24 protein-coding genes are annotated in these 26525 nt (G+C 63.7%); 1 reads left to right on the plus strand and 23 read right to left on the minus strand.

Annotated features, from left to right (window positions below; translation table 11 throughout):
• Positions 1 to 9 precede the first annotated feature (9 nt).
• The 23 genes from HMPREF3113_RS06070 to HMPREF3113_RS06180 all read right to left on the minus strand — a co-directional run bounded on the left by HMPREF3113_RS06070 (position 10) and on the right by HMPREF3113_RS06180 (position 24977).
• The gene (locus HMPREF3113_RS06070; RefSeq protein WP_070471448.1) at positions 10 to 7773 is read right to left on the minus strand and encodes a host specificity factor TipJ family phage tail protein; all 7764 of its coding nucleotides are present in this window, start codon (positions 7771 to 7773) and stop codon (positions 10 to 12) included.
• Entirely contained in the window at positions 7761 to 8159 is a 399-nt protein-coding gene (locus HMPREF3113_RS06075) for a hypothetical protein (protein ID WP_070471449.1), read from the minus strand. Before HMPREF3113_RS06075 ends, HMPREF3113_RS06070 begins: the two co-directional genes overlap by 13 nt.
• Positions 8156 to 8620 carry a DUF1833 family protein gene (locus tag HMPREF3113_RS06080; protein WP_070471451.1) on the minus strand — a complete coding sequence of 155 codons (465 nt, stop codon included), beginning with the start codon at positions 8618 to 8620 and terminating at the stop codon, positions 8156 to 8158. Before HMPREF3113_RS06080 ends, HMPREF3113_RS06075 begins: the two co-directional genes overlap by 4 nt.
• On the minus strand, positions 8617 to 8973 hold the full coding sequence (locus HMPREF3113_RS06085; RefSeq protein ID WP_070471452.1) for a hypothetical protein: 357 nt from the start codon (positions 8971 to 8973) through the stop codon (positions 8617 to 8619). Before HMPREF3113_RS06085 ends, HMPREF3113_RS06080 begins: the two co-directional genes overlap by 4 nt.
• Positions 8973 to 11741, minus strand: a complete 2769-nt coding sequence (locus HMPREF3113_RS06090) for a phage tail tape measure protein (RefSeq protein ID WP_070471453.1) — start codon at positions 11739 to 11741, stop codon at positions 8973 to 8975. Before HMPREF3113_RS06090 ends, HMPREF3113_RS06085 begins: the two co-directional genes overlap by 1 nt.
• On the minus strand, positions 11734 to 11940 hold the full coding sequence (locus tag HMPREF3113_RS06095; RefSeq protein WP_070471454.1) for a hypothetical protein: 207 nt from the start codon (positions 11938 to 11940) through the stop codon (positions 11734 to 11736). The genes HMPREF3113_RS06090 and HMPREF3113_RS06095 overlap by 8 nt, the downstream gene beginning before the upstream one ends.
• Positions 11941 to 11957: 17 nt before the next feature.
• On the minus strand, positions 11958 to 12380 hold the full coding sequence (locus HMPREF3113_RS06100) for a hypothetical protein (protein ID WP_070471455.1): 423 nt from the start codon (positions 12378 to 12380) through the stop codon (positions 11958 to 11960).
• Positions 12381 to 12383: 3 nt separating this feature from the next.
• Positions 12384 to 13139: a phage tail tube protein gene (locus HMPREF3113_RS06105; protein WP_070471456.1), complete on the minus strand. Its 756-nt coding sequence runs from the start codon at positions 13137 to 13139 to the stop codon at positions 12384 to 12386.
• Between the two features lie 36 nt (positions 13140 to 13175).
• Positions 13176 to 13631 (minus strand): hypothetical protein, encoded by a 456-nt coding sequence (locus tag HMPREF3113_RS06110; RefSeq protein ID WP_254665245.1) that lies wholly within the window; start codon positions 13629 to 13631, stop codon positions 13176 to 13178.
• Positions 13624 to 13938, minus strand: a complete 315-nt coding sequence (locus HMPREF3113_RS06115) for a head-tail joining protein (protein ID WP_083298730.1) — start codon at positions 13936 to 13938, stop codon at positions 13624 to 13626. The genes HMPREF3113_RS06110 and HMPREF3113_RS06115 overlap by 8 nt, the downstream gene beginning before the upstream one ends.
• 14 nt (positions 13939 to 13952) lie before the next feature.
• Positions 13953 to 14711: a hypothetical protein gene (locus HMPREF3113_RS06120; protein WP_070471458.1), complete on the minus strand. Its 759-nt coding sequence runs from the start codon at positions 14709 to 14711 to the stop codon at positions 13953 to 13955.
• Between the two features lie 45 nt (positions 14712 to 14756).
• Positions 14757 to 15758, minus strand: a complete 1002-nt coding sequence (locus HMPREF3113_RS06125) for a major capsid protein (RefSeq protein ID WP_070471459.1) — start codon at positions 15756 to 15758, stop codon at positions 14757 to 14759.
• Positions 15759 to 15845: 87 nt separating this feature from the next.
• Positions 15846 to 16538, minus strand: coding sequence for a head decoration protein (locus HMPREF3113_RS06130; RefSeq protein WP_070471460.1), 693 nt, complete (start codon positions 16536 to 16538; stop codon positions 15846 to 15848).
• Positions 16539 to 16540: 2 nt separating this feature from the next.
• The gene (locus tag HMPREF3113_RS06135) at positions 16541 to 17917 is read right to left on the minus strand and encodes a S49 family peptidase (RefSeq protein ID WP_254665246.1); all 1377 of its coding nucleotides are present in this window, start codon (positions 17915 to 17917) and stop codon (positions 16541 to 16543) included.
• Positions 17892 to 19373, minus strand: a complete 1482-nt coding sequence (locus tag HMPREF3113_RS06140) for a phage portal protein (RefSeq protein WP_070471462.1) — start codon at positions 19371 to 19373, stop codon at positions 17892 to 17894. The genes HMPREF3113_RS06135 and HMPREF3113_RS06140 overlap by 26 nt, the downstream gene beginning before the upstream one ends.
• On the minus strand, positions 19366 to 19581 hold the full coding sequence (locus HMPREF3113_RS06145; RefSeq protein WP_070471463.1) for a phage head-tail joining protein: 216 nt from the start codon (positions 19579 to 19581) through the stop codon (positions 19366 to 19368). The genes HMPREF3113_RS06140 and HMPREF3113_RS06145 overlap by 8 nt, the downstream gene beginning before the upstream one ends.
• Before the next feature lies 1 nt (position 19582).
• Positions 19583 to 21670, minus strand: a complete 2088-nt coding sequence (locus HMPREF3113_RS06150) for a terminase gpA endonuclease subunit (protein ID WP_254665247.1) — start codon at positions 21668 to 21670, stop codon at positions 19583 to 19585.
• The gene (locus HMPREF3113_RS06155; protein WP_070471465.1) at positions 21645 to 22148 is read right to left on the minus strand and encodes a DUF1441 family protein; all 504 of its coding nucleotides are present in this window, start codon (positions 22146 to 22148) and stop codon (positions 21645 to 21647) included. Before HMPREF3113_RS06155 ends, HMPREF3113_RS06150 begins: the two co-directional genes overlap by 26 nt.
• 312 nt (positions 22149 to 22460) lie before the next feature.
• Positions 22461 to 22742: a hypothetical protein gene (locus tag HMPREF3113_RS06160; protein ID WP_070471466.1), complete on the minus strand. Its 282-nt coding sequence runs from the start codon at positions 22740 to 22742 to the stop codon at positions 22461 to 22463.
• A 1-nt stretch (position 22743) separates the two neighbouring features.
• Entirely contained in the window at positions 22744 to 23226 is a 483-nt protein-coding gene (locus tag HMPREF3113_RS06165; protein WP_070471467.1) for a hypothetical protein, read from the minus strand.
• Entirely contained in the window at positions 23223 to 23666 is a 444-nt protein-coding gene (locus tag HMPREF3113_RS06170) for a hypothetical protein (RefSeq protein ID WP_254665248.1), read from the minus strand. Before HMPREF3113_RS06170 ends, HMPREF3113_RS06165 begins: the two co-directional genes overlap by 4 nt.
• 8 nt (positions 23667 to 23674) lie before the next feature.
• On the minus strand, positions 23675 to 24103 hold the full coding sequence (locus HMPREF3113_RS06175; protein ID WP_070471468.1) for a D-Ala-D-Ala carboxypeptidase family metallohydrolase: 429 nt from the start codon (positions 24101 to 24103) through the stop codon (positions 23675 to 23677).
• Between the two features lie 109 nt (positions 24104 to 24212).
• Positions 24213 to 24977, minus strand: a complete 765-nt coding sequence (locus tag HMPREF3113_RS06180) for a DNA adenine methylase (protein WP_070471469.1) — start codon at positions 24975 to 24977, stop codon at positions 24213 to 24215.
• A gap of 452 nt (positions 24978 to 25429) precedes the next feature.
• Here HMPREF3113_RS06180 and HMPREF3113_RS06185 point away from each other — a divergent pair, with 452 nt between their 5' ends.
• The gene (locus HMPREF3113_RS06185; RefSeq protein ID WP_139146303.1) at positions 25430 to 26305 is read left to right on the plus strand and encodes a DUF5677 domain-containing protein; all 876 of its coding nucleotides are present in this window, start codon (positions 25430 to 25432) and stop codon (positions 26303 to 26305) included.
• Positions 26306 to 26525: the final 220 nt, after the last annotated feature.

The raw sequence follows: 26525 nt of genomic DNA on the forward strand, positions 1-26525 counted from the left end.
CGGTGCCGTCTATGGCTCTTCGGTACTGACCACTGCGATGGTCTGGCTCACGATCTGCGGGATCGCCTGCGTGGTGATCGCGCCCTCGTAGATGAAGTTCTGGAAGGTAGATCCCGGCTCGGTAGCGGTGAAGGAACCGCTGCAGGCGAAGTAGTACTCCTGCTGCCACCCACCGTTGGGCAATTCCCGGATACCAGCGTCACGATCGTGATAGGTGAGGTTGACCAATACGGCGGACGCGGGGAAAGCTTGCTGGGAAACCAACTCCAGACCAGCACCCACGTTTCGACGCAGACGTAAAACGGTGCTGGAAGCGATTGCTGGCGGCGGCGGCTCGTTGCTCGAGGATCTTCCGTCATACCAGGTGGTGTAGGTCGGAGAGAACGTGCTGAACGATGCCACCACCACCCGCTGTTTACCGTGCGCTGCGAAAGGACCGACCTCGACGTACGGATTGGCGGCGGTGCTGCTGGTGCGATTGGCGTTCTTCCAGATGCCTGCCGACAGCGAGCCGCCCCAGTAGGCGTTGCCGTTTACATCCATCCACATCGTGGCATTCAGCTTGTTGGCGGCGCCGGCACCCACGTTCGGCCCGAAGTAGTCCATCAGGTCACCGCCGCCAAAGCCGGTGCCGATGATCCGCTGCGAGTTCCCCTTCCACACGCGGATGTAGCCATCGCGCATCTCGATGCCTTCCGGCTGGTTCGGGCTGAGGATCTGGAGGACGTTGGCCAAGATCTTCATGTCGACGACTTTGCCGTCGTTCTTCGTGACCATCCCGCCGGTCAACCCATCGGCGGTGACGTAGAGGCTGTAGCCTGCCAGAGTCTCGCCGCCGCCCGCTGAGTACGGGGACGGGCCAGTCTGCCCCTCACGCATCTCTTCCAGCATCGGCTGGAAGATCCAGAAGTAGTTGCCCTCGTTGTTGCTGAGGCCCAGGCCCCTGAGGTAGTACCCGACCCGCGCATAGACGGCGCTGGCCGGCGCAACCATGGACGCGCTCAAGCGCTTCAGCCTTTCCAGCGTGATGGGCGGGCGTACGTTCGTGACGTCCGCTGGGCCGGAATACTGCTCACCAACCGTGTTGCCGTTGGCATCCCTGAAGGAAATCAGGAGAGCCAAGCCCACCCGGTGGCAGTTGATGTAGGCGGAAAAGCAGTAGCGCTTACCTGCTACAACGGGCACAGGCTGTTCGTCACCGGCCCAGAACTGAGTGTTCAAGGCAAGATTCGAGGGCGCAAACCCACCAAAATGGGCCAAGCCAGGCGGAGCCCACTCTGGCCCTGCGACCAGGCCCAGTCCGTTCCAAACGCCGTTACCAGAGTTCCACCATCCCCAACCGCGGCTCCCGTCCTTGAACAGCGTATTGGAGAGCAGGTTGCCGCCACCGCTCATGGTGTCTTTCACCATGGCCGTGAGTGTCTGCACCACCTGGGTGTCGGCCTTGCCCGCAACGCTGGCACCGACTTGGTTGACCTGCTGCCCAAGCGCAGTGATCTGCCCACCCTGCTGGGTTACGGTCGTGGTCAGCGCGCTGAGCCCGGTGGCCGCCGCGTCAGCGACGCCTTGGGCCGCCGCGGCCTCGGTCACATCCAGCAGCACAAAGTCATCCCATAGGATTTGCTGACCAGAAACCAGATTGCCAGTGTGATATTCCTGGAAGTGCAGCTGGTTCTTCCCTTCCGGAATGGTCAGCTTGCCGCTGATCTTTACCCAGTCCTCAGTGTTCAACTGCGAAACGTTGAGCTGCTGGAAGTACGGGTAGGTGGCCGAAGCCCCATTGAGGGACAAGTTGCCACGCAGCTGGATGGTGCCGCCCGTTGCGCTACCCACGCGCTTGACCCAAGCCTCCGCGTAGTACGTACGGCCAGGTGTCACGTCGAAGGTTTGAATAACGGTGCCGCGCGCCACGCCATCACCGCTCACCGCCAGAGCGTTGGTGCCTGTGCGCCCACCTGGGCCGACTACCGCCCAGGCAGCCAGCGCAGTGCCGGAGGCGCGGCCCTCAAAGCTGCCGTCGACCACCATGTTGCTGCCTGACCTGTTCGCCTGTGCGAGCCCTGCGCTAACCGTGGTAATCGCTTGGCCCTGAGCAGTCGTCGTGCCCTCCAGCGTTGTCACCTTGCCGCTGAGCGTCGTGGCCAACCCCACGTTGGCGGCGAGCGCTGCGGCAGCCTCCGCAGCACTGGGCTGCCACTGCGTGGCGACGCTGCCCTGTTGGAACTGGGCGTTGTCCACGTCCAACTGGTAAAGGGCGCTCCCTGCAGCTGAGCCGAAGACCCTGCAGATGGCCCTGGCGGCGACGGCGCTCTCTCCGGCGAGGCTGGGATTGATAACGAAGCGCGTAAAAGCGTCGGTCAGCACGAAGTCCTGTTGGACCGTATTGACCGGGCTGCCTGCTGCGTTCACATACTGGGTGTACATGCGGAACAGGGCACCAGGCGTACCCTTTGCCCAGATCGACCACACATAGGATTCACCCACCTTTACCTTGGGCCGCATTGCCACCGCAGGTTCGATACCCACGTAGGAGCTCGCCCCGGTTAGCGTGCTGCTGATGCTGAGGAAGCGCGAAGACCCCGGAAGGTCGCTGACCCCATACCTTGCTACCGCGCTGCCGGATGATGACGATGCCCAGTTGGGCGCAGGCGTGTTCGCGTTCGTGCTGGTCTCGAAACTGCTGTCGATCAGCAGGTTGTCTCCGCCGATGTTGGCCAAACCCGCTGCCAGCCCGTCTGCACGAATGTTCACGGCAGTAATAGCTTCGCCCTGCGCCGTCAGTGCAGCACCCTGCTGTGTGACCTTTGTGTCGAGCGTGCTGAGCGCACCAGCATTGGCGGTTGCCTGGCTCTGCGCCGCATTGGCGGTCTGCTGCGCTGCCGCTGCAGCCGCGGCAGCATCCGTAGCCACCTTGTCGCTGACGGCAGCCCACGCCGTCCCGTTCCACCGCTTGGGCGTATTGGCATTGCCAGTGGAATCGATCCACAGGTTCTGCGGCAAGCGATCGGCGACCGCCGGCGCCGCCGCTCCATAGATGACCCTCCCTTTAGCTCCGGCGGCATCGGCTGCAGCCTGCGCGGCCTGGTGGGCGGCGGTGACGTTGCCGTTGGTCTGAGCAAGGCCGGACTGGACTTGGCCGATCAACGTTGCTTGCGCAGTCTGGATCCCTTCGATGCTGCTGGTTCGCGTCGTCAGCGCCTGAAGACCAGATGCCGTCAGCTCGTTTGCCACCAGGTCGGTGACGTCGTAGATCTCGATTCGGTCGAAAGCAACCGTGGCGCCAACCGTGGTCACGTAGGCGGTGAAGCGCGCCTCAATGCGGGTGGGCCCGACCTCAGACCAGTCAACGGTGTAGCGCTGCCATGCCGTATTGGTCACCGCCACAGTCACGTCCGATACGCCTTCCACCAGCGCAGCGTCCCGCACATGCTGGCGCATCAGCACATTGCCGCCCGTGCCCACCGCCCGAGCCTTGAAGATGGCCCTGAACCGGCGAGGTGCCTTCACAGGCTGCCAGGCAGCCTCATTGGCTGCAATCCAGGGAGAGGATGCGGTCGATCCCCGACCAATCACCACGCCTGGCCCACCGTCACCGCTGGCCGCGCCCCACTCGATACTGTTGCCGGCAGGTCCAACGGTCCGGGTCCACCACTCCATACCGGTGGCGAAGTTGCTGTTGGGGACAATGTTGTCCCCAGTCATACGCAGCCCGGTCAGCTTGCTGTTGACGGTCGTTGTTGCCTGGGAGTTGGCCTGGTCTGCGGCAACCATCGCCTCTTGCAGCTGGGTGACCGCCGCGGTGGTTGCGAGCTGGCCTGTTCCTGCAGGCAACCGCGCCTCCATCGTGCTGATGCGCTGAACCTGTGCACTGTCGGCCGCCACTCGCGCGGTGCGCTCGTCACCCACGAAGCCTTGCGCTTGGCTGAGCTCGCTGCCTGTGTAGCTGCCGCGCATCTGCACGGCGAGCGTGTTGCGCTCGCTGGCTTCAGCTGCAAGCGCCGTCACTCGGGCTTGGCGTTCCTCCTGAACCAGCGCCACGCTGGCGCCTGGGGCCGGCCGGCCGATGGCGATGTAGTCGTACTCGACATAGTCGTTGATGGTCTGACCGCGGGTGAGCGCAATACGCACCTGCCGTATCGGCGACGGGCCAGACCATGGAATATCGCTGATGTCCACGGTGGCTACGCCAGCGGCGTCGAACGCCGGCGGCGCGATCGTTGTCGACTTCCCGTCGTTCCAAGCCTGATCAGCCTCAGTCGTCCAGCGGACCAAGCCAAGCCAGACCGGATTGCCGGTCCTGCGCATACGCAGCTTGATGAAGCGATAGGCGTTGCCGTCGATTCCCAGGGCTGCAGGCGATTGTGCGTAGGATGCGCTGTTGTTGGTCGGGCGGAGCCAGCCATCATTGAGCGCCGGAGCTCCGCCGTTGCTGCCCCACCCTTCCACCGTGGTCGTGAAGTGCCAGATCGTCTTGCTGTCGAACTGCGTGCCGCTGCCGGCGGCGACCTCGGACAGTGCACGAGAGAGCGATTCAACGTCGCTTTGGCGTGCATCGGATTCCGCGGTGACGGCGGCTTGACGCTCCAGCTTCTCGTTCAGCAGCCCAGTCGCTCGTGCCTGACCCTCGGCAGCAACCGCGTCCATGGCCTGGCCAATCTGATTGGCACGGGTCTGGGCCTCCGATACCAGCTTGGCATTGACCACGCCAAGCTCGCGCGCCCGCGCCGCTGCCTCGCTGGCGTCGGCCAAGATTCGGTCGACAGTCTCTTTGTCCAGCTGGCGCTGCTGCTCCACCAGCTTGCGGGTCTGGTCATCCAGATCCTCCACGAGATCACCGATCACCTCGCCGAGGTTGGCGCGCAGTGTCTTCTGGACGACACGACTCGTCTCGGAGAGCGCGCCGGAGGTGTTCCGCGACCGGCACGCAAAGGTCCACTCGCCCGCCGGCGGAAGGACCGCCTCGAAGGCTGCGACGTGGTAGCCATCGTCCCCCAGCGGCGTCATCTGATCCCAAGCGGGAGCGGCCACTTTGCCCGGGCTGTAGCGGATCTCGACACCTGCGAAGTCCGCCGACTGCACGGTTTCGTTCAGGAAGCCCCAGGTGTACCGCCGAACGCCGCCGCTGATTTCGGCCACGTCGAAGACGTCAACCAGGACCGGCGGCACATCTGCACCGCGCGTTGCGTACATCGCGGTAACAGCGACACCGGCATTGCCTTCGGGGCTGTACGGTCGAACGGTGATTGGGTAGACACCTGCCTGAGGGATACGCCAGGTCGCGGTGCGCGTGCGGGTGGTGGCCACCTGCTCAAGCTCGCTGTTCCGATCCAAATCGGACAGCACGATAGTCTCGCCCACCGGGCCGGATACATCGAAGCTCGCGGAGAGCTCAGTGAAGACGGTGTCGCCCTGCACGACCTGCTGTTCGGTGATGCGCAGATTGCTCGCCACCGGCCGGGTCTGCAGCAGAGAGCCATTGGGTGCCGGGATGTACTGGCCTGACTCGACGTACCGCCAGAATTCCGGGCCTTCCGGTACAACCGAAACCGATGCGCCCTTGAGGTCGGACTCTGGCTCGATGCCCACCACACGGACGCGGTAGCCCGGCGTCTGCTTAAAATCGAAGATCCAGATGGTGTCGTGGGCGGGGTTCTCGGCAGTGTTGCCCGGCAGCGGTGCGTCAGCCGGCCAGGTATCAGCCAGCCGGATCTGGTCCGTCTCTCCGGCGAAGGCGGCCACCCTGAAAACGCGATAAACCAGCTCGCCAGGAATGCGCAGCCCGATAAAGCTGTTGCCTGTGGCTGGCGCGCGCACCTGATCGTCCAGCGTCAACACCACGGTGGATCCATCCCGGGTGGCCGACAAAAGCCTGCCGCCGAAGCCCCACTGCGTGAGGTCGTGCTGCAGCGCCAGCACCGACATGCGCCGGTAACTCAGGTGCTCGATATCGGTGCTGAAGGAGATGTCCTTGTACTGGTACAGGGACTGCGCCAAGTGATACCGCGCCATCTTGGCCGCGTGTTCCTCGGTGGTGATGCCCTCGCCCGATACCTGGGCCGGGTTCAGCATGGTCTGGACGCCTGGCGCAGTCACTCTGAGCGTCTTGCTCGACCAGTCCGAGCGGTCCACGTAGGTGAACTCGATGCCATCGGCCGCATTGGCCAGCGTGTAATCGATCTGGAACTGCCCCTTTTTGATCGTGGCCATATTGACCACGCCCGACAGCGGCTGCTCATCCGCCGCCCATACGACCGACAGTCGACCGGCCGCCCAGGTCACGTTGCCAAAGCCTGCGAGCGCAATCGCCTGCAGCACGTCGTCATGGCTACGCGTGTCACGAATCACATTGTCGTAGGTGTACTTCGAGGCCGCGCAGTGCAGCATGAACGCCTGCAGCGCAGCGATATCGATCTGGGCGTCCAGCAAGCCCAACCCCGCGATCAGGTTCCCGGCTGGATCGCGAATGCCGCGCGCGTACGCAAGGATCTGGGCGCCAGGGTTGCTGGATTCTTCGGTGATCCACTGGTTGCCCTTCCACACTGGGATCGGCGCGGCATAGGCCACACAGCGAAGCTCATCAGGAGCCCCGTTTAGCTGGCCAGTGGCCTTGATCCGGATGCCGATGCGGGGAATACCCGCGTAGCTCGCCGTGTCGGTCTGGATGCTCTTCAGGGTCGACCACGTGAAGTCGCTGGTGGCTCCTGAGCCGTCCGTGTTCCGACCCGCAATGCGCGCCCGCACCTCGTACTGTCCGGGCTCAACGTCCAAGGCGTACGTGCGCCGCTGCTGCTTCTGGCTCTGGCTGATCAGGGGGAAGTTGCCGAACACACGCCAGTCGGTAGCCCCAACCGATCGGTACTGGACTTGGATTGTTTCCTGGTTGTCCTTCGGCTTTCCCTTGCTGGTGGTGTCGAACAGCATGTAGTCGAAGTCGAGCTGCAACCGGATGGTGCTGGGCGAGCTGGTGCGCTGAACCCATGCGCTGGGCGTGCCCTTTTCCGCCGTCAGCGCTCCGCCCGCGAGGGTATCGACGTTGCTGTAGAGCGGGATCTTCTCTTCCGGCATGCGAGGGAAGCCGCTATGCCAGACCTGCACTCCTTCAAAGATCGAAAGAAGGGCCTCGCCATTGAACATCGCCTCCACGCGCGCCACGTTGATGCCAGGCGTCAGCACCATGGCCATGAACTGGTCGTTGGCCTCGTAGAACGAATAAGGCTGGCTGGCGATGTCCGGCGCAATGCGAATGTTCCCTAGCACCAGCGGCAGCGGTTCATACGGACGCGCCTGGTTGCGAGCCGAGCCGATCGTGTAAACGGTAGCTGCATCGCTTTCGTACTGCTTGGGCTTTTTCGGCCCCAAGACCTTGTTGATCAGCAGCGACCCGACCGCATAGATCGCGGCCTGCGCCATCCCGGCCGCCATAGCGCTGTAACCGGCAGCGACCATGGCCGTGCCTACACCTGCAGTAAAGATGGTCAGGGCGACCATGGCGACGATCAGCAGCGCCGTACGCCCGACGGTTCCTCGAACTTCGATGACGGTGCCGCCCTTGGGCCTGACCTTGTCGATGATCTGGTGTGGCACCCGGACGCCGTTGATCCGTACCTCCCACGCATCGCTCCCGTAATCGGGCACCGTCCTGGCCAGGAAATGCCCCAGCGTCTCCCGCGGCAGCATCTCTGCGGCGATCCGCTGCTGGCCCTCCAGCGTCACCGGGTGGGGCGTGACGACCAGGGACGGCGGGCACGCAGAGAGCGCGTTCAATTCAGCCATTCGTAAAATCCCTCGATTCTCAGCCCAAAGTCGGGCAGATCACGGACGCGGTGCAGGACGGCACATCCGTTCTTTTCGTTGGCGTGGAGCACCCACGCCTCATGGGCAAGGAAAAAGAAAACCCCGGCATGGCCGGGGCGTTTCTGCAGCACTTCGATCATCAGCACAAGGTCGCCATCGACCGGCGGACCCTCCCGGGGTTTGGCGAAGGGCTTGGACAACTCACCCAGCTCGGCGGCGCCCTGCACGCCCCGAGGGCGCCTGCCAGGCACAACCACCTCACGACCGAAGAGCTCCCGCTGGATGAGCATCACCAGGTCGGCGCAGTCGAAGTCGTCGGCGCTATAGGGCAGGCCGACGTAGCGCTCCACATCTACCAACTTCACGTGAATATTCCCGGGAGCGTGAACTGGTTTGCCCTGAGTTTCACCGCCTGCTGGCGCATGATGTAGTCGACACCGCACTGCGCCGATGCCGTCGCTCCGGTGATGGTCACGCTGCTCACCGGCAGGAAGTAGTCGCGCTCGATCGTGTTGGGGTCTGCCCGATCAGAGACCATCAGCCTGGCCATCAGCACCTCGTTGGGACCGATGGACTCGAGGTCTTCGGAGATGCCGCGGCCGACGTTGTCCACCACCAGCTGCGCGCGCGGGGTCTGGCCCTTGGTGTCGTTCGGCAATTTGAAGTCGAACGGGGCGCCGAGATAGACAACGCCCTTGCTGGTCCAGTCCTGGGTGTCGTTGACGATGCGGAGAGGGTTCGGGAGAGACGGCGCGGAGATCTCGAGGAACAACAGGATTCCGGATGTATCGGTCACGCGCTGCCGGCGCTCGGTAAAGGTCGTCATCGCAAGTACTCCACAACCGCGTCCATCCGATAGTCACCGGGCAGCTTTTCATCCGGCACCAGATCGCCCAGTGCACCGTTCTCGAACCGGGCCGTGATCTGCTTGCCCGTAAACGGGTGAATCAGCGTGAACCAGCCAATGCGCTTGATGTCTCCCATGTACCAGGTGTCGAACGTCTCCCAATCCGCGATGCTGCTGAAGTACAGCACCATGGCCTGTTTTACGAGCACCTGCGTGTTCAGCAGGCGCTGCTTTGGCACACCCCGCTCCATCTCTGTCCTCAGCACGGACGGGTCGAAGGAGCGCTTTTGTCCGTCGAACATCACGCGGACTACTGCAGGAAGGGAAGCCATCAGACACTGTCCTTCAGGCCGAATCGGCCTTTCATTCCCGAATACGTGGCACCGGATCCACCTGCGATGCGGCCACCAATGAAGCTGTCGACCTGGCCAAGCAGAACGTCGATGTCGAATCCACCCTGCTCGTTGCGGCTGGCCGATGCCGTGGTGCCCTCCGGCGCGTTCAACACACGAACGTTGATGGATCCGCCGGAGAAACCGGAGGGTGCACCTCCGCCGACAGGGCCGCCGTCTGCATAGCCGCGCAGGCCCTGCCGCATGGCCTCAACGATGCCAACGCCGCCGGCGCGGGCGACGTCGGCCTGGGACCAGACCACTTCGCCCTTGTGCACGACGCCCGCAGGCTCGTTCACGCCACCATTTCCGGTGTATCCGCCGGAGGAGTACCCGCCACTCAGACGCATCTTCTGGAACAGCTCGTTGTTGATGCTGCTCGTGCCGGAAGTGACGGCCTGATTTCCGGCGGCAGTGACACCACCGCCCCACATGCTGGCGAAGGCATTGGCAATGCCCATAGTGGCTTGCCGGGCGGCAATTCGAGCCAGGTCGGCCAGTACCGATCTGGTGAGGTCGGAGAAACTCAGCTTGCCAGTGGTCGTGAACTTCACCCAAGCATCTTCGAATCCACCGACCACGTTCCCCACCACGCTGCCCATCTGCTGCGCGTAGTTGCTCGCTTCCTGCTGGTAGTTGGCCCACGCCGCACTGGCGCCGGCAAGCCAGTTGCCCTCGGCACGCTCCAGTTCCGCGTATCCATCTTTGATCAGCTGCAGACGATCAAGGGTCTTAGCCGCCAGAGTCGCCCGCTCTTGCTCGAACGTCTCTTGGTCAACCTGCCCCGCGTTGAGCTGAAGCTGGAGCTCACGCAACTTGTCTGCTTGATCTGCATACGCATCGTTGATGCGCTGCTGAATCTCGTACTCGCGATCTCCCATGCCGACTCTTTGGGCCTGGGTGGAGAGCTGACGCTCCAAAGCTTGGTTGCTCGCATCAAGGGCATTGGCATACGCGGCGATGACGTTAGTTCTAGCCCGCACCGCCGCAGCTTCTTCGGTCGAAAGCACCTGCAGCGCCCCGGCGCCATCCGTTCGAACCTTTGTCAGACGTGCTTCCAGCTCACCGATCTGGCGGTTGACGCCAATCGCTTCCTTTCCGGCCACCACCTGCCTCTGGAGGTATGCGACTTGCTGCTCCAGGGACTTAGCCTGAACGTCTGTGCTCCTCTGCACCAACTCACGCATGCGGGCGTAGTACTGAGCCGCAGTTATCTCACGCGCTGAGAACTGCGCGCGCAGCAGTTGTGTGCCAGCAGTGATCTGGGCCTGCTCGGCGACCAAGTCATCCTTGTAGCCTTGCAAGCTGGCAGCGCGCGTCGCCGAGCCGTTTCCGCCTTTCGGCTTCTCCTTGTACTTCTTCTCGATCGCAACGACGGCTGCCGCTCGCCGTTCCTCGATCACCTTCACTTGTTCGATCAGTCCAGCAGCTTCAGCTTGGCGTCTAACCTTTTCCGCTTCACCGTTGATTCGAGCGATTTCGTCTTTTTTCTTTTGTTCTTTACTGGCCTGCGAATCGATAATCGCGTCGGTACGTTGCAGATAATCAACGCTCGCATCTTCTGCCGCCTCTACCTCGGCATCCTTGCGCTCTTTAATGAGGTCGGTCGCCAGCGCCTTGATCTTGGCGGACCGTTCCTTCACGTCCTTTTCGAGTGCCGAAATCACCATCGGGTTGCGGGCCAGGGGATCTTTAGATATTTCCAGTGCATTCAGCCGGGCAAGGTCACGACGGTTGTCGGCAAGCATCTTCTGCATTTGGTCCGCCTGCGGACCAAAGCCGGCATTCACCTGCATCGCATTCCAGGCCTTTGTGGCTTCCGTCCACAAGTCCTTGAAGCCACGGATCACGGGGTTTTGGCTGGCGCGAACCTTTGCCAGCGCCGTGACGGTTTCGTCTGCGGCTGCGCGAGTGATTACGGTCACCGCATCCTGGTTTCGCCCCTGCTCCTGCAGCGCCTTGACCTGCTCATAGAGCGCCACGGTCATGAAGTTGACCTGATCGTTAAGCTTCTGGGAATTCTTAACCGGGTCTTCGGCCAGCTTCGCATACAGCGCGACGGTGTCTTCCAGCGCCTGTCCGGTGATCTCCTTCATGGCCACCGCGGCGTTCGCAACGGCCTGAAGGTTCTGCGTGGCGATCTTTCCGTTCGATCCGACGGCCTGCGCCGCCTCCGCACCGGCGCCCGCAGACACCTTCAGCGCATCGCTGGTCTTCTGCGCCATGTTCACCAACGTCAGCGTCGTTGCAGCCGCCTCGTTGCGCGACAGCACCAGCGCTTTGGTGTACGCCTCAGTCTGCTTCTCTGCGCTGTACCAAGCCACCACCACCAAGCCAACGGCAGCGGCGGCCACGGTGTAGGGAGTGACCAAGCCCAGCAGCGCGGACGACACGCCCTTCAGTGCCGGCTCGACGCCGCCGAAGCTGTCCTTGATCTGGCCACCCTGCTGCACCAGCACCGTGAAGAACGGCATGCCGCCCTGCAAACTGGTGAAGATGTCGGTGAACTGCGCAGGCAGCTGACGCATCGCCTGCGCGGTCTGGCCGGCGGAGACGCCCAGGTCGGTGATGTTGTTCTTTGCCGGCAGCGGCCGGGCCGCCTCGGTACGCACCTCGCGCAGCTGCCGGGTGAGCACACCCAGCCCCTGCCTGATGTCAGCCAGGTCCGCACTGATACGGACGCGCAGATTCGCTGAAGGGTCAGCCATGAGTGGTGGTTCCTTGTTTCTGCTGCGCCGTGGCCTGGCCGCTCAATGCGGCCAGGTACTTCTGCCAGTCCGCCGGCTCCGCACCCATCGCCATGCGAGTGGCCACGGCGAATTGGGTGACTCGATCGAGGTCATCCCGAGCGGCGGCCTCCATGAAGCCGCGCAGCTGCGCCAGGGTGTATGTGATTACGTCTGGCAAACGGTGACCGCGGGCGATCAGGTACTGGACGACGTCGCCGAGTCCGTACTGTCTTCCGCCTGCGGCTTGGCCTGCATCAGAAGACGACGCAGGCGATGGGCGAAAAAATCGCGATTGAGCCCGACGACTGCCTCGAGCAAGTCGGCGACTTCGTCCAGGGTGCCTCCGGCGATCCATTCCGCGTCACGGCCAACAGCAACGGCCAGTGCAGCAGCAAGCTCTGCGCTGTCCTGCTCGAGCAGGTCCAGCAAGATGGCACCGGTGGCGGCGGCCGGTGCCGTATCGACCGCGCCGGCCATCATCGCCACCCGGGCGATGATGGTGCGGCTGGCCGTGATGAAGGGCCCGATCTGCAGCAGGCGAAGAGGGGTTACCTGCACTAGTTCGCCGCGAAAGCGCACGGTACGAGTCGGCGGGATGATCACGTCCAGTTCCGACACGGCTTACTTCTCCTGCTGCCAGTAGAAGTATGCCGAGATGTCCTGGCCGGTGGCCTTGGCGTTGTCCTTCAGCAGCTTGCCGGGCACGCTACCGGCACCGAACTCGTTGCCAATCAGGCCCATGCTCTCGATGACGCCGCCGGAGACCTTGTGCGCGGCCACGCGGACCATCTTTCCGCCACGAGCTTCATTGGCGCCGTAGAACTGAATCTCGTAGAACTTCTGCGAGGTGACCGCCGCTTCAACGTGACCCAGGTCCGCGTTCTTGAAGGTGACCTTGATGTTCGGCGTACCGGCCGCGGAAGGTGCTGCGATCGTTGAGCCTGCCGGGATGTACAGCATGCCTCGCTCGAAGCGGTAGTCCTTGCCGGCCTCATAGGTCGCGGTGCCGGTCGCGGCCTTAACCGTGGTCACCTCGCTCGCCAGACGCGACAGGGGCACAAAGCTGCCCGGCACGGCCAGCACCAGCTCATCGGTAACGGTGCCAGCAGCAATGCTGGTCGCCTTGCCGCGAGTTGCCCGGGCGAAGTTTGCCGGGTTGAAGTCGTGGAAGGTGTAGTTGAGGTTGTAGCCGGTCACGCGGTCGACGCTATTGGCCGTGCCGCCGCCTGGATTCTGGTTGTCAGCCAGTTCGATGGTGTTGGTCTGCGGCGCGATGGCGAACGCAGAGACATTCCCGACTTCCACGAACGGCTCTTTGCTGTTCCACTCGCGGATCAGGACGATGCCGCTGCCCAGGTAGCTGTAATCTTCGGTCATGGTGGCTCTCCAGATGGGTTGCCGCTGTGCGGCGGGTTATTTCTTGGGGATGTGGGATTGGTAGGTGAGCAGTGCGCCCACCCAGCCGGCGCTGGCCTTCTCCGGCATCAGCGGCTCCATGCCGACGTACACCGGCACCTGGATGCCATCGGGGAAGTTCCGGGCCACTTCGCGGCTGTCCATGGCCGCCTCGATATCGGTCACCAAGTCGTCCAGCGCCTGTTGGTAGCCCTCCGTGTTGGCTGGCACCTTGGCGATGACGCTCACGGTCGTCAGACGGTGTGTGGTGGCCTTGGAGGGGGCCTCCGGGCGCTGCTGCTTCTCGATCACGGCCGTCAGCACTGCCTGGGTGTCCTGGTCGCCCGGTGTCGGTTCCAGCGTCCACCCGACACCGGCATCGGTCAGGTAGCCGTTCTTGGTGCTGATCAGCTGCAGCGTTGTGCCCATGGCGACCAGCAGCTGGCGCCGAGGGCTGGGGATAGGCTCAGACACTGGCCACCTCCCACACCGCCGTCGACTCGTCGGCACGGATCTTCTGCACCAGCTTGAGCCGGCGGCCGGTGCCGTCGATTCGTACCACGCCACCGGTGCGCGGAGTGATCTCGGCCAGCTGCAGCGTGACCCGGTCGATGGTGGTCGCGATCGGCGCCACATCATCCGCTGTGAACTGCTCGACGCCCTCGTCCAGCAGCACCGTGCACGGCACCCCTGCGGAGGTGCCGGGCTCGTGGTAGTGGGCAGCATCGGCAACGCCGGCTGCGCGGAAGGCTCCGAACGCAATTGCGTCGAGGGCCTGCATGAAAGCTCTCTGGTTCAAGGCAAGGGCCTCGCGGTTTCCATGGCCTTCTCCAGCTCGCGCTTCAGGAAGAACGGCATCAACCGCCTCCAGGTGTCCTCGGCCATGCCGAAGATGTCGTATCGCGGGGTGTAGGCGGCTGTGTTGGTGAAGATGAAGATGGATCGGACGCCGGATCCGCGCCCGATCCGCTCATAGATGCCCGGGCGCAATGAACCGCGGCGCTTGGTGATCACGAAGTACTCGCCATCACGGTTGTTGCCCCTGCCCCGTCGCCGCTTCCGGCTGACAGTGGTCTGGTTCTGGTATCGGTCTCGCTGGGCGCCAAGCTGCGACAGAATCTTGGTGACCTGGCCGGCCGGCACGTTGCCGAACTGGTTCTCCTGGGCGCCGCGCCCCATTACCGCAAACTGCGTCGGCGACAACAGGCCTCGGCTTTGCAGCAGCCGCTCGAAGCCCTTCCGGCGCCTTTGGCCGCCATCCACCTCGGCCAGAAGGTACTTCGCCGGTGGCGTGCCCTTGAATGCCTCGTCCCGAATGAAGATTTCTGCGTAAGGCTGCGCCCTGGTTGCCTTGCGGTACATCGCCGCATTGACCGTTAGCGGCGTCGGCCGGTCGAATACCCGCGGCGCCTGGCGCTTCCAGCGCTCGCGGATCTCGTAAGCCACCTTGTTGGCGGCCTGCGATGCGGCGTAGGGCAGTTGGGACTGTTCCAGCTCGGTCAGCTGTCGCCCGAAGGCATTGTCGGGATCGACCCCGATCCTGATCTGGGCCATACAACCTCCTGCCCGGCCCGCCGAAGCGGGCCAGGCACCACTGGTTTACTTCGAGCCGGCCTTCAGGCGGATCACCGCATCAGGTCGGGTGTTGATGTTCAGCGGGTTGGACTGGCTTTCCAGCTGGATGCCTTTGTTCATGCGCATCGGGGCGGTCTTGGTGTAGTACGGCAGGCCGATGCCGCGCACCGTTTCCAGGTAGTCCGCCGGGGCGAAGCGGGTCAGGAACATGTCCGGCACACCCAGCGGGAACGCGATTGCTTCGCCTTCCGCCAGGGCGAGTTCACCACCGGTGTTGCCCTGCAGCTCTTCGAAGGTGATATCGCCGAAGACAAAGCCCTTCCGAACGTCATCGCGCAGCGCGGCACCGTCCTGCCAGCGCTCGTAAGCCTTTTGCACGTCCGGGTGGTCGGTCAGTGCGTCGAAGAAGCCAGCGCTGCAGAACACATGGATGCCGGTGTACGGGATGCCGCCCAGCTTTTCCTCGATGGAGCGCTTTACGGCCATGCATTTCGCGCGGACCTTGCTGGTGTCCTTGTTCAGCTCCATCGCGATAACGGTCTGCTCGACACCGAATTCATCGTAGAAATCGATGATGATCGAGCCGTCGGCGTCGAGCAGCTTGCCCTGCAGCGCGCCCATGCGGTGGTACTCGATGGTGAAGTCAAGGTCGCGCTTGTGCACCACCTGAAGCGCATTTACCACGGCGGCAACGTTGTTGCCTTCCGGGTCGGCCGGGTCATAGACACCTAGCAGCTGGTCAGCCATGACCGTCGAGTTCTGCGGCAGGTGGGTGGTTTCCAGCAGCTTCACCTTGCCACGCTCAAGGCCCTTGGGCTGGCCGGGAGCACCGCGCGGGACGTTCGGGACCAGCACCAGCTTGGTGCCGTTGATACCCACCTTGACGATGGTGGTGCCGACAAGGCCCTGTTCCTGGAACAGGCCCATGTCGGCCAGCCGGGTGGAGATGCGCGGCAGGTTGTTGATGTGGGCGTTCAGGGCATCGAAGCTCAGCACGCCCAGCGCCAGAAGAATCTGCAGATCCATGGTGATTTCTCTCTCGAATGGGGATACGAAAAGGCCCCGCCGAAGCGGGGCCAAGGGTCAACGGGTGAAAGGGGCGCTGCTCTGTGGTCAGCCGCCGGCGGCGGCGGCGGCGATGGTGATGGTGTCGCTGACGGCTTCGTCCAGGTCGGTGGCCGTCACCTTGAGGGTGTAGTCACCGGCGGCGCTCAGCGTCGCGGCATCCCAGGTGATGACGCCGCCCACGGCTGCCTTCGCGCCGCCGCCGGCCAGGTTGCCGGTGCCGGTGGCCTTGGCCAGGGTGGCGCTGACGGTGCTGCCGGTGACCAGGGCGCCGAAGACGTCCTTCACGTGCGCCACGATCGGGCCCAGCGCAACACCGGCGGTGCCGGTCAGCGGTGCGGACACGAACACCAGGTGATCGGCGGCGTTCGACGCGATCGGCTGCTGGGTCCAGCGGGTGATGATGCCGGATTCGGCCAGGCTCAACGCGGCCAGCAGCTTCTGGTCAGCGGTGACACCGCTTGCCCACACCAGCTTTTCGCCGAACACTTCGGCGTCGCGCGCGATCGCCGCACCCTTGACGGCCAGCGCCGCGGAATCGGTGCCGGTGTCGATCGGACCGTACAGCACCTTCACTGCGTCGGTGCCGTTGGCAGCGACGGTGTTGTCTGCCTTGAGCAGGGTGCCAGCGGACAGCATGCCCTGCCCGGCCGGCAGACGGATCAGTTCGCGGCTGCGCTCGCCGCCCGCTTCGGACAGCAGGAATTCGCCGGTACGGGTGCCGGCCAGGGAGATTTCCATCGTCAGTTACCTCGTTGCTTGTAGATGTGATTGGGATTCAGCTTCGCCTTGGTGTCGGCGGCGCGTTGATCGGCCATGGAAGCCGGGTGTGCGGTGACGACCTGGGTGCTGCGGCCTTCCTCCGCCTTCATCGACAGCAGCTGTGCACGCACCGTGTCGAGGTCGGTGTTCTTCTCGATGAAGCTGGCTGCGAGGGTGTCATCGCCACGCAGCGCCGCAGCGCAGGCGTCCTGCACGGCGGTCGCATATTCGAGGGCGCTGGCAGCCGGCTCGGCCTCCTGCAGTGGGCGCCGCAGGAGGGCCACCCCGAGTGCCGGCGGAAGCTCACTGGATGCGATTGCTGCTGCCAACGCTGCAGCCGGGTTCTCCACCACGGCTGCAGGCGGTGCGGGGGCGGCCACGGGCACCGGAGGCGCTGCCGCTGCTTCCGGCTCTTCGTCCGGCTCGGGATTGCCCGGCGCGGGCGGCCGTGCAGCTTCGGCGGCACCGAGGTGCGCGACCAGGTCGTGCCAGGTGCCGAGACGGGTAGCAAATCCCACCGCGACGGCGGCCTGGCCGCGGTAGCAGGCCGCCTCGGTGGCGCGCACAGCCTCAGCCTCCATGCCGAGATTCCGCGCCACGGTGTCCACGAACATCGTGCGCATGTCCTCTAGATCGGCCATGGCCTCAGCGTGTGCTTCCTCGCTAAGCGGGAAGTTGGGGTCGAAGTCGACCTTGCGGGCACCTGCGAACAGCGGAGTCACCTTCAGACCGATCTGGGCGTTGTTGCCGCTCCAGTCCTGGTGATAGCAGACCACGCCGACCGATCCCACGCCGCTGGTACGGCTAACCCAGATCTCGTCGCACGCCGAAGCGAGGGCGAAGCCGGCGGAGTAAGCCTTGTCATCGACTAAGGCATATACCGGCTTTCGGCCACGCGCTTCGAAGATGTGGTCGACCAGGTCGAAGCAGCCCGACGCCATACCGCCCGGCGTATCCAGCCGCAGGATGATGGACGTCACCGCATCGTCGTTCAGCAGTTCGTCGAAGGTGTCGCGCACCGCGGCATAGCTCACCGGCCCCGGGCCGCTGGCGCCGGGCATCGGCCGGTTCACCATTGCCCCGGACAGATTGATCACACCGATCAGGCTCTGGGCAACACCTACCGGCTGGCCATCGGGTCCAGACACTTCGAAGCGGTCGGCCTTCAGCACGCTGTCGTCGCTGGTGACCTTCCCTTCCAGATAGCCGCCCACCAGCGCTTCGCCGATGGCCGGCTGCACCAGCAGGGGCTGATTGAGGACCGCAGCAGCGAGCGAGGCCACCACGGGCGCACGGCTGCCGCGCCCCAGCATTCGGGCCAACAGGCCAGGCTTACTCGTCATCGTCTTTCCTTTCATCGTCGTTGGCGCCAGGGGCGCCGGGTTCGTCGTCCTGCCGGGCACCGGAGGCATTGGTTCGCCTTGGGTCACTGTCGTAGCGAAGCCCGGCCTCGTCTGCACGCTGGTTGTCCAGCGCCTGCTCGGCATCGACCTGTTCGGGATCCTCGCCGGCGCTCAGTACCACCTTGCTGCGCGATTTGAAGCCTGCCCGTACCGCCTTGAGTTCGGAGGTGACGTCCTGCACCGGATGGCTCCAGGGCCAGCCCTCCGGCACCCACAGGGTTTCGGTCACGTCGTCGCGCAGTGCGGCATAGCGCGGCACCTTCAGCAGACCCGACAGCACCGCCTGGTCGATGAAGGCGTCTCGCACCCGCTGGCAGAACATTGGGATCATGAAGAGCCACTGGTCCTGCTCAATCACCCGGCGGAACTCGTTGAGGATCAGGCGCAGCGCGCGGTCGGAGACGTTGCGCAGGTCGCCGGTAAGCACCTCGTAGGGCACGTCCTGGCTGGCGCAGATCGCCAGCAGGTGCCCACGCAGGAACTCGGCGTAGTCCGAACCAGCGCTGGGAGGCTCTGCGAACGTGATCTTTCGGCCGGGTGGCAGCTCCTGCATCGTGCCCGGCTCCAGCCCGCCGATGGCCGTGCCGTCAGCATCCTCGCCGGTGACCAGATCGCCGATGGCATCGCCCTCTTCACCATCTGCATTGGCGTCGGTGGTGATGAAGCCTGCGAACAGGTTGGCCAGCGCCTGCCTTTCCAGCACCGCATCATCGAGGCGGTCCAGATTGAACATGCGCAGCAGAGCCGGCGCCGAGCCCGGTACGCCCCGCATCGCACCCGCACGGTTCGGCCGGTACAGGTGCAGCACCTGCTCCGCCGGCACGCGCACCAGCTCGTTGCCGTTGACCGTCAGCTGCAGGTCGCCGGGGTGCTCCCGGTACATCCAGTAGGCCACGCGGCGGCCGATGCTATCGACCTCAATGCCCTGCCTGATCACGTTGCCGTTGCTGGCCACGCCGTTGTAGTGCTGCGGGCACTGCTCCGATTCGATCAGCTGCACCTGCAGCGGCACAGGCAAGCCGTCCTCTGGACGTCGGTACCGGACGCGGGCGAACACCTCGCCAGCCTCCTTCCACTCGCGCCAAGCCAGCGCCTGCAGCCCGCCCCAGCCGAGCACGCCGTCGGCATCGGCGTACTTTCCCCAGCGCTCCCACAGCTTGGTGAGCTTCTTCTTGTGCTCCTTCGTGCCCCAGATCGGTTTGGCCTGGATGCCGGTGGCGATGCCGTTCGACACGCTCTTGTTGAGCGCACTGACCATCCACGGGTCATTGCGGGCAAGGTGACGTGCCCTGGCGAGCAGCGTAGGCAGGCCCAGCAGTGCAGCATTGGGCCCCAGCGAGGATGGCCGGAAAGTGCGGAGGCGGCGGCCATTGCCCGCAGCGCGGTAGCTGCTCTCGGCGGTATCAGACATTGCCGGTCCCCGATTGGTAGAGGCGCACGATGCGGCGCCGCCGCGGTGCACCTGCGGCCTGGCCCAGCTCATCGCGCATCTGCTTCAGCAGGCGGCGCATTTCCACCAGGCTCTGGTAGGTCACGGTGCGGTCGGCATATCGGACGCTCAGCACGCCGGCCGCGATCGCGGCCTCCAGTTGCTCGACTTGCTTGTTGGTGAATGCCATTTCAGCGTCCCAGGTATTTGCTTCGGATGACGCGGCGGGTGCGCGCACGCGGCATTGGCGCCGGCGCGACGTCGTCTGCCCTCACGTCTGGGTTGTCGTCCCACGGCGCGGCCCATGCCGGCGGCGCAGTCCAGTTGATGGCTGGAACCTTCAGCCACAGCGCCATGCCCTCGGCATAGCCGCACAGATCGAACGCCTCATTGCGTCGTTTCGCCAGGTTCTCCCAGCCCTTGGCCGTCCGCGACTCGGCCGTCAGCTCGGCGTAGAACGCTTCTGGCAGCCAGTCGGGGAAGTGGTAGTAGCCCGGGCCCGGCTCGGCCCGCTTCACGTTGGCGTCGACGGTGTCCTTCAGGCGGTCGACGTTGAGCAGCAGCTGCGGCACATCGCCCTTCGACCCTGATTTGCGGTCCCGGCGCTTACTGCTGTCGGGGAAGGTCTCTCGGAACAGCCCGCCTTCGCGGCGCGCATCACCCTTGATCAACCTGACCCGGGCGTGCAGCTTCCGGGCCTTGAGCGAACGCCAGAACTCCAGCGCCCTCACCGATGTGCCGGATTTGCCACCCCAGTCGACGCCCACTGCGTGGACCGGCATGCTGCGGCCGGTGCCATCGTCCAGCGGGTAGCGGCGGCTGATGACCTTCTCGACCAGCCGCTCCCAGTCTTCCAGGTACTTAGGCGGATCCAGCGGCAGGAAGCCGCCCGAGCCGTCCTCGCGCTTGGACGTGCGCAGGGTGAAGGAATCCACCACCCAGCGCTCCAGCTGCCCGGATTCGCCGATGCCGAAGCCCAGCACCAGCACGACGAATCGGTTGGCCTGGACGTCGACCTCTCCCAACAGGAAGCGCACCCCAGCGGGCACAGCACCAGCCGCCCATACCTCGGCGCGCTCCTGCATCTCGTTAGGATCACTGGCGGACCGCGCTGCCATCGGGACGTAGTTGATCGCCCCGTCCACGTTGTGCGTTGTCTTCAGCGAGCGCTCTTCACCGGTGGTGGCGAAGGTACGCAGCGCATGGAGGTAGCGCTCTATCAGCGATTCCCAGGACTGGTACGACGCGGCGACACCGCCGAGCCAGTAGCTGGCGATGCGCGCCTCCGGCCGGTCACCGGTGACCGTTCCGTCGGCGTGCACGACCTGGCCCTCCGCAGCCCACACACCGCTGCGGTTCATCCCATCCTTCCACCGGTGCTGCAGGCCGACGCCGCAGTGCGGACAGTGCAACAGCGAGTAGTGCCGCGCCATCTTCTGCACGTCATCCAGCACGACCCGCTCCAGCAGTTCCTCCATCGGTGGCAAGGCGAATCCGTCATAGCCTGGCGCTGCCTGAAACCGCTCTCCGCACTCAGGGCAGGGCCAGTACCAGCGCCGCCGGTCACCGCGCGCATACAGCGCGGCGATGCCGGCGGCCGGTGGGCCTTGATGCGGGTGCAGTGGCTTCCAGGCCCCGTCGGCGTAGTCCGTTGCCGGGCTCGACTCGGCCACCACCATGCCGGCCGACATGTAGGTCTGCGTGCGCTTCAGGCCCAGGCCGAAGCACTCATCGATCGACAGGTCGCCGGTGTAGTTATCCACGTCCGTCATCAGGACGTCGTGGATGTCCTTGCCCGACAGGACCGACACCGAAGGCCAACCCATGCGCAGCGACATTCCCGACCGAAAGAACTTCAGCAGGATGTTGTCGTCGTGGGCGCGCGGGCTCAGCCGGGAGCGTAGTTCCGGACTGGCGGCGATGCTGCGGGCGATTCGGGTCTTGCTGTAGTCCTCGGCCGCATCCTTGGACATCTGCACAACCATGGCGTCAGCCGGGTTGCAGGTGATCAGGTAGGCAAGACGCGCATCGATCAGCGAGATGGTCTTGCCCGAACGTGCCGGCCCTATGAACACCACTGCTTCGTAATGGCGGCTGCCGGTCGTATCCAGCGGCTCGACCATGTAGGGCGTGGTGTCCGGATCCCAGGAACCGGCGGCCCCGGCGGCATTGGCCACCTGCAGCACCCGTGCACCTTCGCTCACCCTGATCCGGCGCGGCGGCCGGATCATCTCGGCAACGCCTTGGCGCACGCTACGCGCTGTCGCGTACGTCGTCATCGGTGATGCCCTCGTACATGGATTGGCGGACGCGATCGCACTCGTCCTGAACCTTGACTACCTGCTCTGGTGTGAGCCCGGCCTTTCGCTCGAGAACATCAGGGAGCGTGTCGAAGAACTGCACGACCTTCTTCACCAGCTCGGCGTAGTCGGCCTCGACCTCTGCGGCCGGGACCAATTGCCCGATGGTCGATTCGACCTTCAGGCGCTCGTTCTCTGACTGGTAGAAGGCGCGCCGCTCCATCGGCGGCAGGTCGCGTGGATCCACCACACCTTCAGCGCCGAAGGCCGCAGCGCCAGGATTCACCAGCGCGGAGGCAGCATCGGCCAGGCGATAGACGTCGTGCCCCGCCCGCTTGGTCAGCGGGGGAACGCCGGCCTCCTTCAGGCGCTTGCTGGCAGTGCGGCGGTCCATTCCGAACTCATCAGCCAGCCGGGCCACGGACCAGCCTTTGGTGAATTCGTGGATGTCAGCCATGTCCTACCCGATGCACAGCCTATTCAGGCGTGAAAATGCGGTTTCTCCCGAGAAAATCCGCCAAAAAGGAGACCTGTGGTGGAGCACCCTAGAGGCCGAAATACTGTCTTTTACCGGGGTCCGAATTCCCCCCGGTGGCTGTGGATAACCACGGGGGCCCCGCCCCGTTCAGTTTTCTGTGGATATCTTGTGGATATCTAAGATTTCCGTTCAGTTTCATCTTCACAGCGACCGTCGTGAAACTATTTCGTGAAACATAGGTGCTGAGCAGGGGCAAAGGCAGTGTCAAGCCGCCAGGCGTGGCACAGTCACTCATGGGCCCTTGTCGGGCACGGGCTTGCCCTGCACCTGCTCAACGGCATCGAACTGTGCCTCGTAGCGTTCCAGGCATCGCTTGCGGCCGTTGCTCACGTCGAACACGGCCGAAGGCCTGTCGTCGCGCACCCAGCTGCAGCGTTTGGTCAGCGCGGCGTCGATGGGGACATAGGTAGCTACCGGCACCTGCAAGACGGCCGGTGCCGGAGGGTTTTGTTTGGGCACCGCCGATTGGCAGGCGGTCAAGAGAGCGGATGCGGCGATCACGATGAGTCGCATGTCAGTACCCCTTCAGAGCCGGGCAGGCCGAATCGAGCAGCTCGAGCGCGGCCTTGCAGGTGTCAGGCCGCTGCTGGTATCGCTCGCGCCACGTGGTGGCGTCTTTCTCGGCCGCCTCAATCTTGCCGGCCAAACCGTTCAGCGCGGCGGCGCTCTCGGCCTTCATGACTTCCAGCTTCTGCGCCTCAGCCCGGAGCGTCTCCGCCACCTCGGCCAGACGGGCATCGCGCTGATCCACATCCGACTGCAGACGAGCGGCATCGGCCTTCCAGTCCTCGCGTACCTTGACCACCTGTGCGCTCAGGTCCTGGATCCGCTGTTCCTTCTCGTACGCGGAAAGACCGGCGACCATGAAGCCAAAGGCCAGCACCGCGGAGATCACCTTGATCTTACTGCCAGGCTTACGCAGCCATTCCACCGCATCGGCGACAGCGCCGACGATGAGGCCCCACAGAGATGTGGCCAACCGAATCAGTACGCTCATGGCTTCTCGCCTCCGATGTTGCCGGTGATGCGCTCGACCACCTTCAGGTAGCCCGGCAGCATTCGGCGGATGACCACGCCGGACAGCCCTGCCAGCGGCAACTGCGGCGCACCGGCAAGCGACGGGAACCAGGTCGCCGCCACGGCAATGAGCCAGGCGGCCACGATGGCGTAGGAGATGACGGCCAGACCCAGCGCCAGCAGGCGCGTAGCCGTTTGGAACCAACGGTGTCCCCGGGTACGGCTGGCGTCAGCGGCCACCCGATCAGCGTCCTTCTCCGGCAGCAGAAGCACACCGATCAGCGCGCCAGCGATCGCCACAAGCAGTACGGACTGGGGTACGCCCAGGATCATCCGTTCGGCAGCGCGCAGCGCATCAGCCGTCGCCGGTGCCACCACAGCGGCGGTGAAGGTGCCGACGATTGTCTTGAAGGTGCTCACGGGCTCGCTCACTGGATCCCCTGCACGTAAACAGTCTTGCCGGAGCGCTTGACCGCCGTGAGCTGCTGCCGGCGGCGCCGCGGCCCGTAGGAAACGTGCACCCAGCTGCCGAATTCCTCGATCACCTGGTCAAATGGCAGTCCCAGCGCAACGATCTTCTTAGCCACTTCCACCGAGGTCATACCCGGCACGTGAATGTCAGCGGCCTGCCCCAGCCGGTGCTGGCTCGTGGCCGTGCCGCCGACCGCTCGGTTCACGGCTTCGGAACGAAACGCCGAGTTGACGCGCACAGGCTTGCCGAGCGTATCGCGGAGCGGCTGCAGGATCATCTCTGCCAACGAACGGAGGCTGGCGACCTCCGCTTCGTTCGGGACGTTCGGCATGTTCCGGTCGGTGACCGTCAGCTCGGCCAGGCTGAAGTTGGCAGTGAGTTGCATGGTGACCTCGACGGTATTGACGCTGATAGGTGCCCGCCCCGCTGCCGGCTAGGCGCGATCGTTGATCCGGTCTGGAGGCGGGCGAAAGACATGCCGGGCGGCAGCCCGGTTAGGTGGTGTAGATCAACTCAGTGCGTGCCACGCCAGCACCACCGCCTACCGTGTACCGAATGGGGACGCTGATGCGGCTGAATCGGTCGAACAGCCCGCGCATCGCCGGGTGGTCGTTGATGGTCAGGATCGCCTTACCCTTCAACTTGCTCATCACCGCAGCGAGCTGCTCGTACTCTTCCAGCGGGAAATCTTGGCCGTAGCCAGTGGTCTGCCAGTACGGAGGGTCGAGGAAGAACAGCGTCTCGGGCCGATCGTACTTCTCAATGCATCGCTGCCAGGGCAACTGCTCGATCACCACGCCATGCAACCGCATGTGGGCATCGCTGAGATCCTGTTCCAACCGGAGCAGATTGATACGCTTCGCCCCAGTCGGGCCCACCCCGAGTGTCTGGTCTTCCACCTTCCCGCCAAAGCTGAGCTTCTGCAGGTAGTAGAACCGGGCAGCACGCTGGATGTCGGTGAGGCTATCGACGTGCTGCAGCTGTGCCCATCGATACATCTCACGACTGGTCAGGGACCAACGGAAGTGCCGAACGAACTCGTCCAGGTGGTTCGCCACGACGCGGTACAGCCGTACCAGTTCGCCATGGGTGTCGTTGAGCACCTCGATCTTCGCCGGCGAACGTTCGAACAGCATTGCAGCGCTGCCGGCGAAGGCTTCAACGTAGCAGGAGTGTGACCGCTCGTTGATCAACGGCAGCAGGTGTTTGACCAAGCGCGTTTTACCGCCCGGCCAAGGGAAAAGTGTTCTTGTGTTCATGTCTCAGCTATTGCGACATTCGTTAAGCAAACTGCACGCGCTCTCCGGAGAGCGGCAGGGCTCAGGCCAATGGCACGCGGCTGAAACGCGTGTACTGCGGCGGCGCCCCGGTGCTGGCAGGCATCGGGGCGTCGCTCTGTTTGATGTTGGGCTTCGCACCCCAGAAACGACGAACCGCAGGTCACTGGACCTCCCGAGTCCAGGCCTGCGGCCGTTGAGTGGGGTTATTTGGAACATCGCCCACGGTAGCTACTGTGGCCTAAGTCTGGTTCCCACTGCAACTGCGGTAAGGTTCCTTACCGCAGTCGGTTGAATGCGGTAAGTTTCGCCGCGACTGCGGTAAGGTTGCTTAACGGTTGGCCTTGATGGATCGCATCACTCACTGCTTGCAGCAGCCATCCGGGCAACGGATCCGCTTAATCCCTAATTGGACCCATAGAGCTCGAAGACCCATGCTCCCCAACGCCCCAAAGATTACTGATGAGCAAATGGCTCATTGCAGAGAAAATGGAGACTTCCGCCCGGTTCTTTTCGAGTGGTACAAATTCACAAGCTCATTATGCAACTTCTACGCATGCCTGCGGAGTGATTCACCCGCAGTTACAGCCCTACCGCCTCGTGATTACGCCGTCCTCATTGGATTGCTGAATCGTATGTCTAGGCTCATGTTCTCCAACGTAGCCTTGTCTCATGAGGGCTTGTTTGGAGAAACAACAGCGATTATTGACAGGTGTATTTTTGAATCGTCGATCAAGCTCATCTGGCTATGCGAGACAGAAAATCTTGGTCGATTTGATCGCTTTATTGCTGACGGCCTTAAGACGGAGCTGAAATTCAAAGCTCAGATCGAAAGCAACATAGCGGAACGCGGCGATGCTCTCACGATTGAAACGCGAATGCTCCACTCGATTGAGCAGCACATTCATTCGTCAGACTTGGATGCCGCCAAAATTAACGATAGCCCGAAGTTGCCTGACCTTGCGTCAATGATCGATGCAATCAGAAGACATAAGTTGCTTTATCTTATTGGTCAGAAGATAGGCTCTCATCATGTCCATGGCACTTGGCCAAGCCTCAGGCTTCACTACTTAGAAGAGGCCGATGGCGTTTTGGCACCACGAGACCATAACTGCAGCACTCACGTCAATCAGTACGTGTTCGTCCCACTGATTGTATTGGACGCGCTCCGCTCGTTCGTTAGATTTGTTTTAAGCGATCCCGCAGACAGCGAAGAGATGATCGGGCTGTTCGATGCTATCGAAAAAGAGATCAAAATTATCAATACGGAGGTTGTGGGAAATGACTTTGAATACACAGCAGAGGTTTAACAACTAGTTCTAGCACCGCGCCTCAATTGAACACTCTACCGCTGAACTCTTTCCGCCCATCTTCCAGCGCCTGGCGCAGCGTCGCGGCAGCGATCCCATATACGCGCAAGTACTCGCCCTTCCGCATCTTCGCGGCCTTGGCCGCAACCTGTGCAGCGACCTTCCCTTCCGGCCAGACCAGATCGTTCGGTAATCCCCCCGCAGGTTAGCCGCAGCCATA

Origin of the sequence: Stenotrophomonas sp. HMSC10F06 (genome assembly GCF_001807865.1) — a bacterium.
Classification (GTDB): Bacteria; Pseudomonadota; Gammaproteobacteria; order Xanthomonadales; family Xanthomonadaceae; genus Stenotrophomonas; species Stenotrophomonas bentonitica_A.

Excerpts from the sequence above, each read along its gene's own strand:
- HMPREF3113_RS06130 (WP_070471460.1), bottom strand. The coding sequence starts at position 16,538 with ATGGAAATCTCCCTGGCCGGCACCCGTACCGGCGAATTCCTGCTGTCC.
- HMPREF3113_RS06085 (WP_070471452.1), bottom strand. The coding sequence starts at position 8,973 with ATGGCTTCCCTTCCTGCAGTAGTCCGCGTGATGTTCGACGGACAAAAG.
- HMPREF3113_RS06145 (WP_070471463.1), bottom strand. The coding sequence starts at position 19,581 with ATGGCATTCACCAACAAGCAAGTCGAGCAACTGGAGGCCGCGATCGCG.
- HMPREF3113_RS06165 (WP_070471467.1), bottom strand. The coding sequence starts at position 23,226 with ATGAGCGTACTGATTCGGTTGGCCACATCTCTGTGGGGCCTCATCGTC.
- HMPREF3113_RS06120 (WP_070471458.1), bottom strand. The coding sequence starts at position 14,711 with ATGGCCCAGATCAGGATCGGGGTCGATCCCGACAATGCCTTCGGGCGA.
- HMPREF3113_RS06155 (WP_070471465.1), bottom strand. The coding sequence starts at position 22,148 with ATGGCTGACATCCACGAATTCACCAAAGGCTGGTCCGTGGCCCGGCTG.
- HMPREF3113_RS06125 (WP_070471459.1), bottom strand. The coding sequence starts at position 15,758 with ATGGATCTGCAGATTCTTCTGGCGCTGGGCGTGCTGAGCTTCGATGCC.
- HMPREF3113_RS06185 (WP_139146303.1), top strand. The coding sequence starts at position 25,430 with ATGCTCCCCAACGCCCCAAAGATTACTGATGAGCAAATGGCTCATTGC.
- HMPREF3113_RS06150 (WP_254665247.1), bottom strand. The coding sequence starts at position 21,670 with ATGACGACGTACGCGACAGCGCGTAGCGTGCGCCAAGGCGTTGCCGAG.
- HMPREF3113_RS06080 (WP_070471451.1), bottom strand. The coding sequence starts at position 8,620 with ATGACGACCTTTACCGAGCGCCGGCAGCGCGTGACCGATACATCCGGA.
- HMPREF3113_RS06105 (WP_070471456.1), bottom strand. The coding sequence starts at position 13,139 with ATGACCGAAGATTACAGCTACCTGGGCAGCGGCATCGTCCTGATCCGC.
- HMPREF3113_RS06180 (WP_070471469.1), bottom strand. The coding sequence starts at position 24,977 with ATGAACACAAGAACACTTTTCCCTTGGCCGGGCGGTAAAACGCGCTTG.
- HMPREF3113_RS06090 (WP_070471453.1), bottom strand. The coding sequence starts at position 11,741 with ATGGCTGACCCTTCAGCGAATCTGCGCGTCCGTATCAGTGCGGACCTG.
- HMPREF3113_RS06160 (WP_070471466.1), bottom strand. The coding sequence starts at position 22,742 with ATGCGACTCATCGTGATCGCCGCATCCGCTCTCTTGACCGCCTGCCAA.
- HMPREF3113_RS06135 (WP_254665246.1), bottom strand. The coding sequence starts at position 17,917 with ATGAAAGGAAAGACGATGACGAGTAAGCCTGGCCTGTTGGCCCGAATG.
- HMPREF3113_RS06175 (WP_070471468.1), bottom strand. The coding sequence starts at position 24,103 with ATGCAACTCACTGCCAACTTCAGCCTGGCCGAGCTGACGGTCACCGAC.
- HMPREF3113_RS06140 (WP_070471462.1), bottom strand. The coding sequence starts at position 19,373 with ATGTCTGATACCGCCGAGAGCAGCTACCGCGCTGCGGGCAATGGCCGC.
- HMPREF3113_RS06070 (WP_070471448.1), bottom strand. The coding sequence starts at position 7,773 with ATGGCTGAATTGAACGCGCTCTCTGCGTGCCCGCCGTCCCTGGTCGTC.
- HMPREF3113_RS06115 (WP_083298730.1), bottom strand. The coding sequence starts at position 13,938 with ATGCAGGCCCTCGACGCAATTGCGTTCGGAGCCTTCCGCGCAGCCGGC.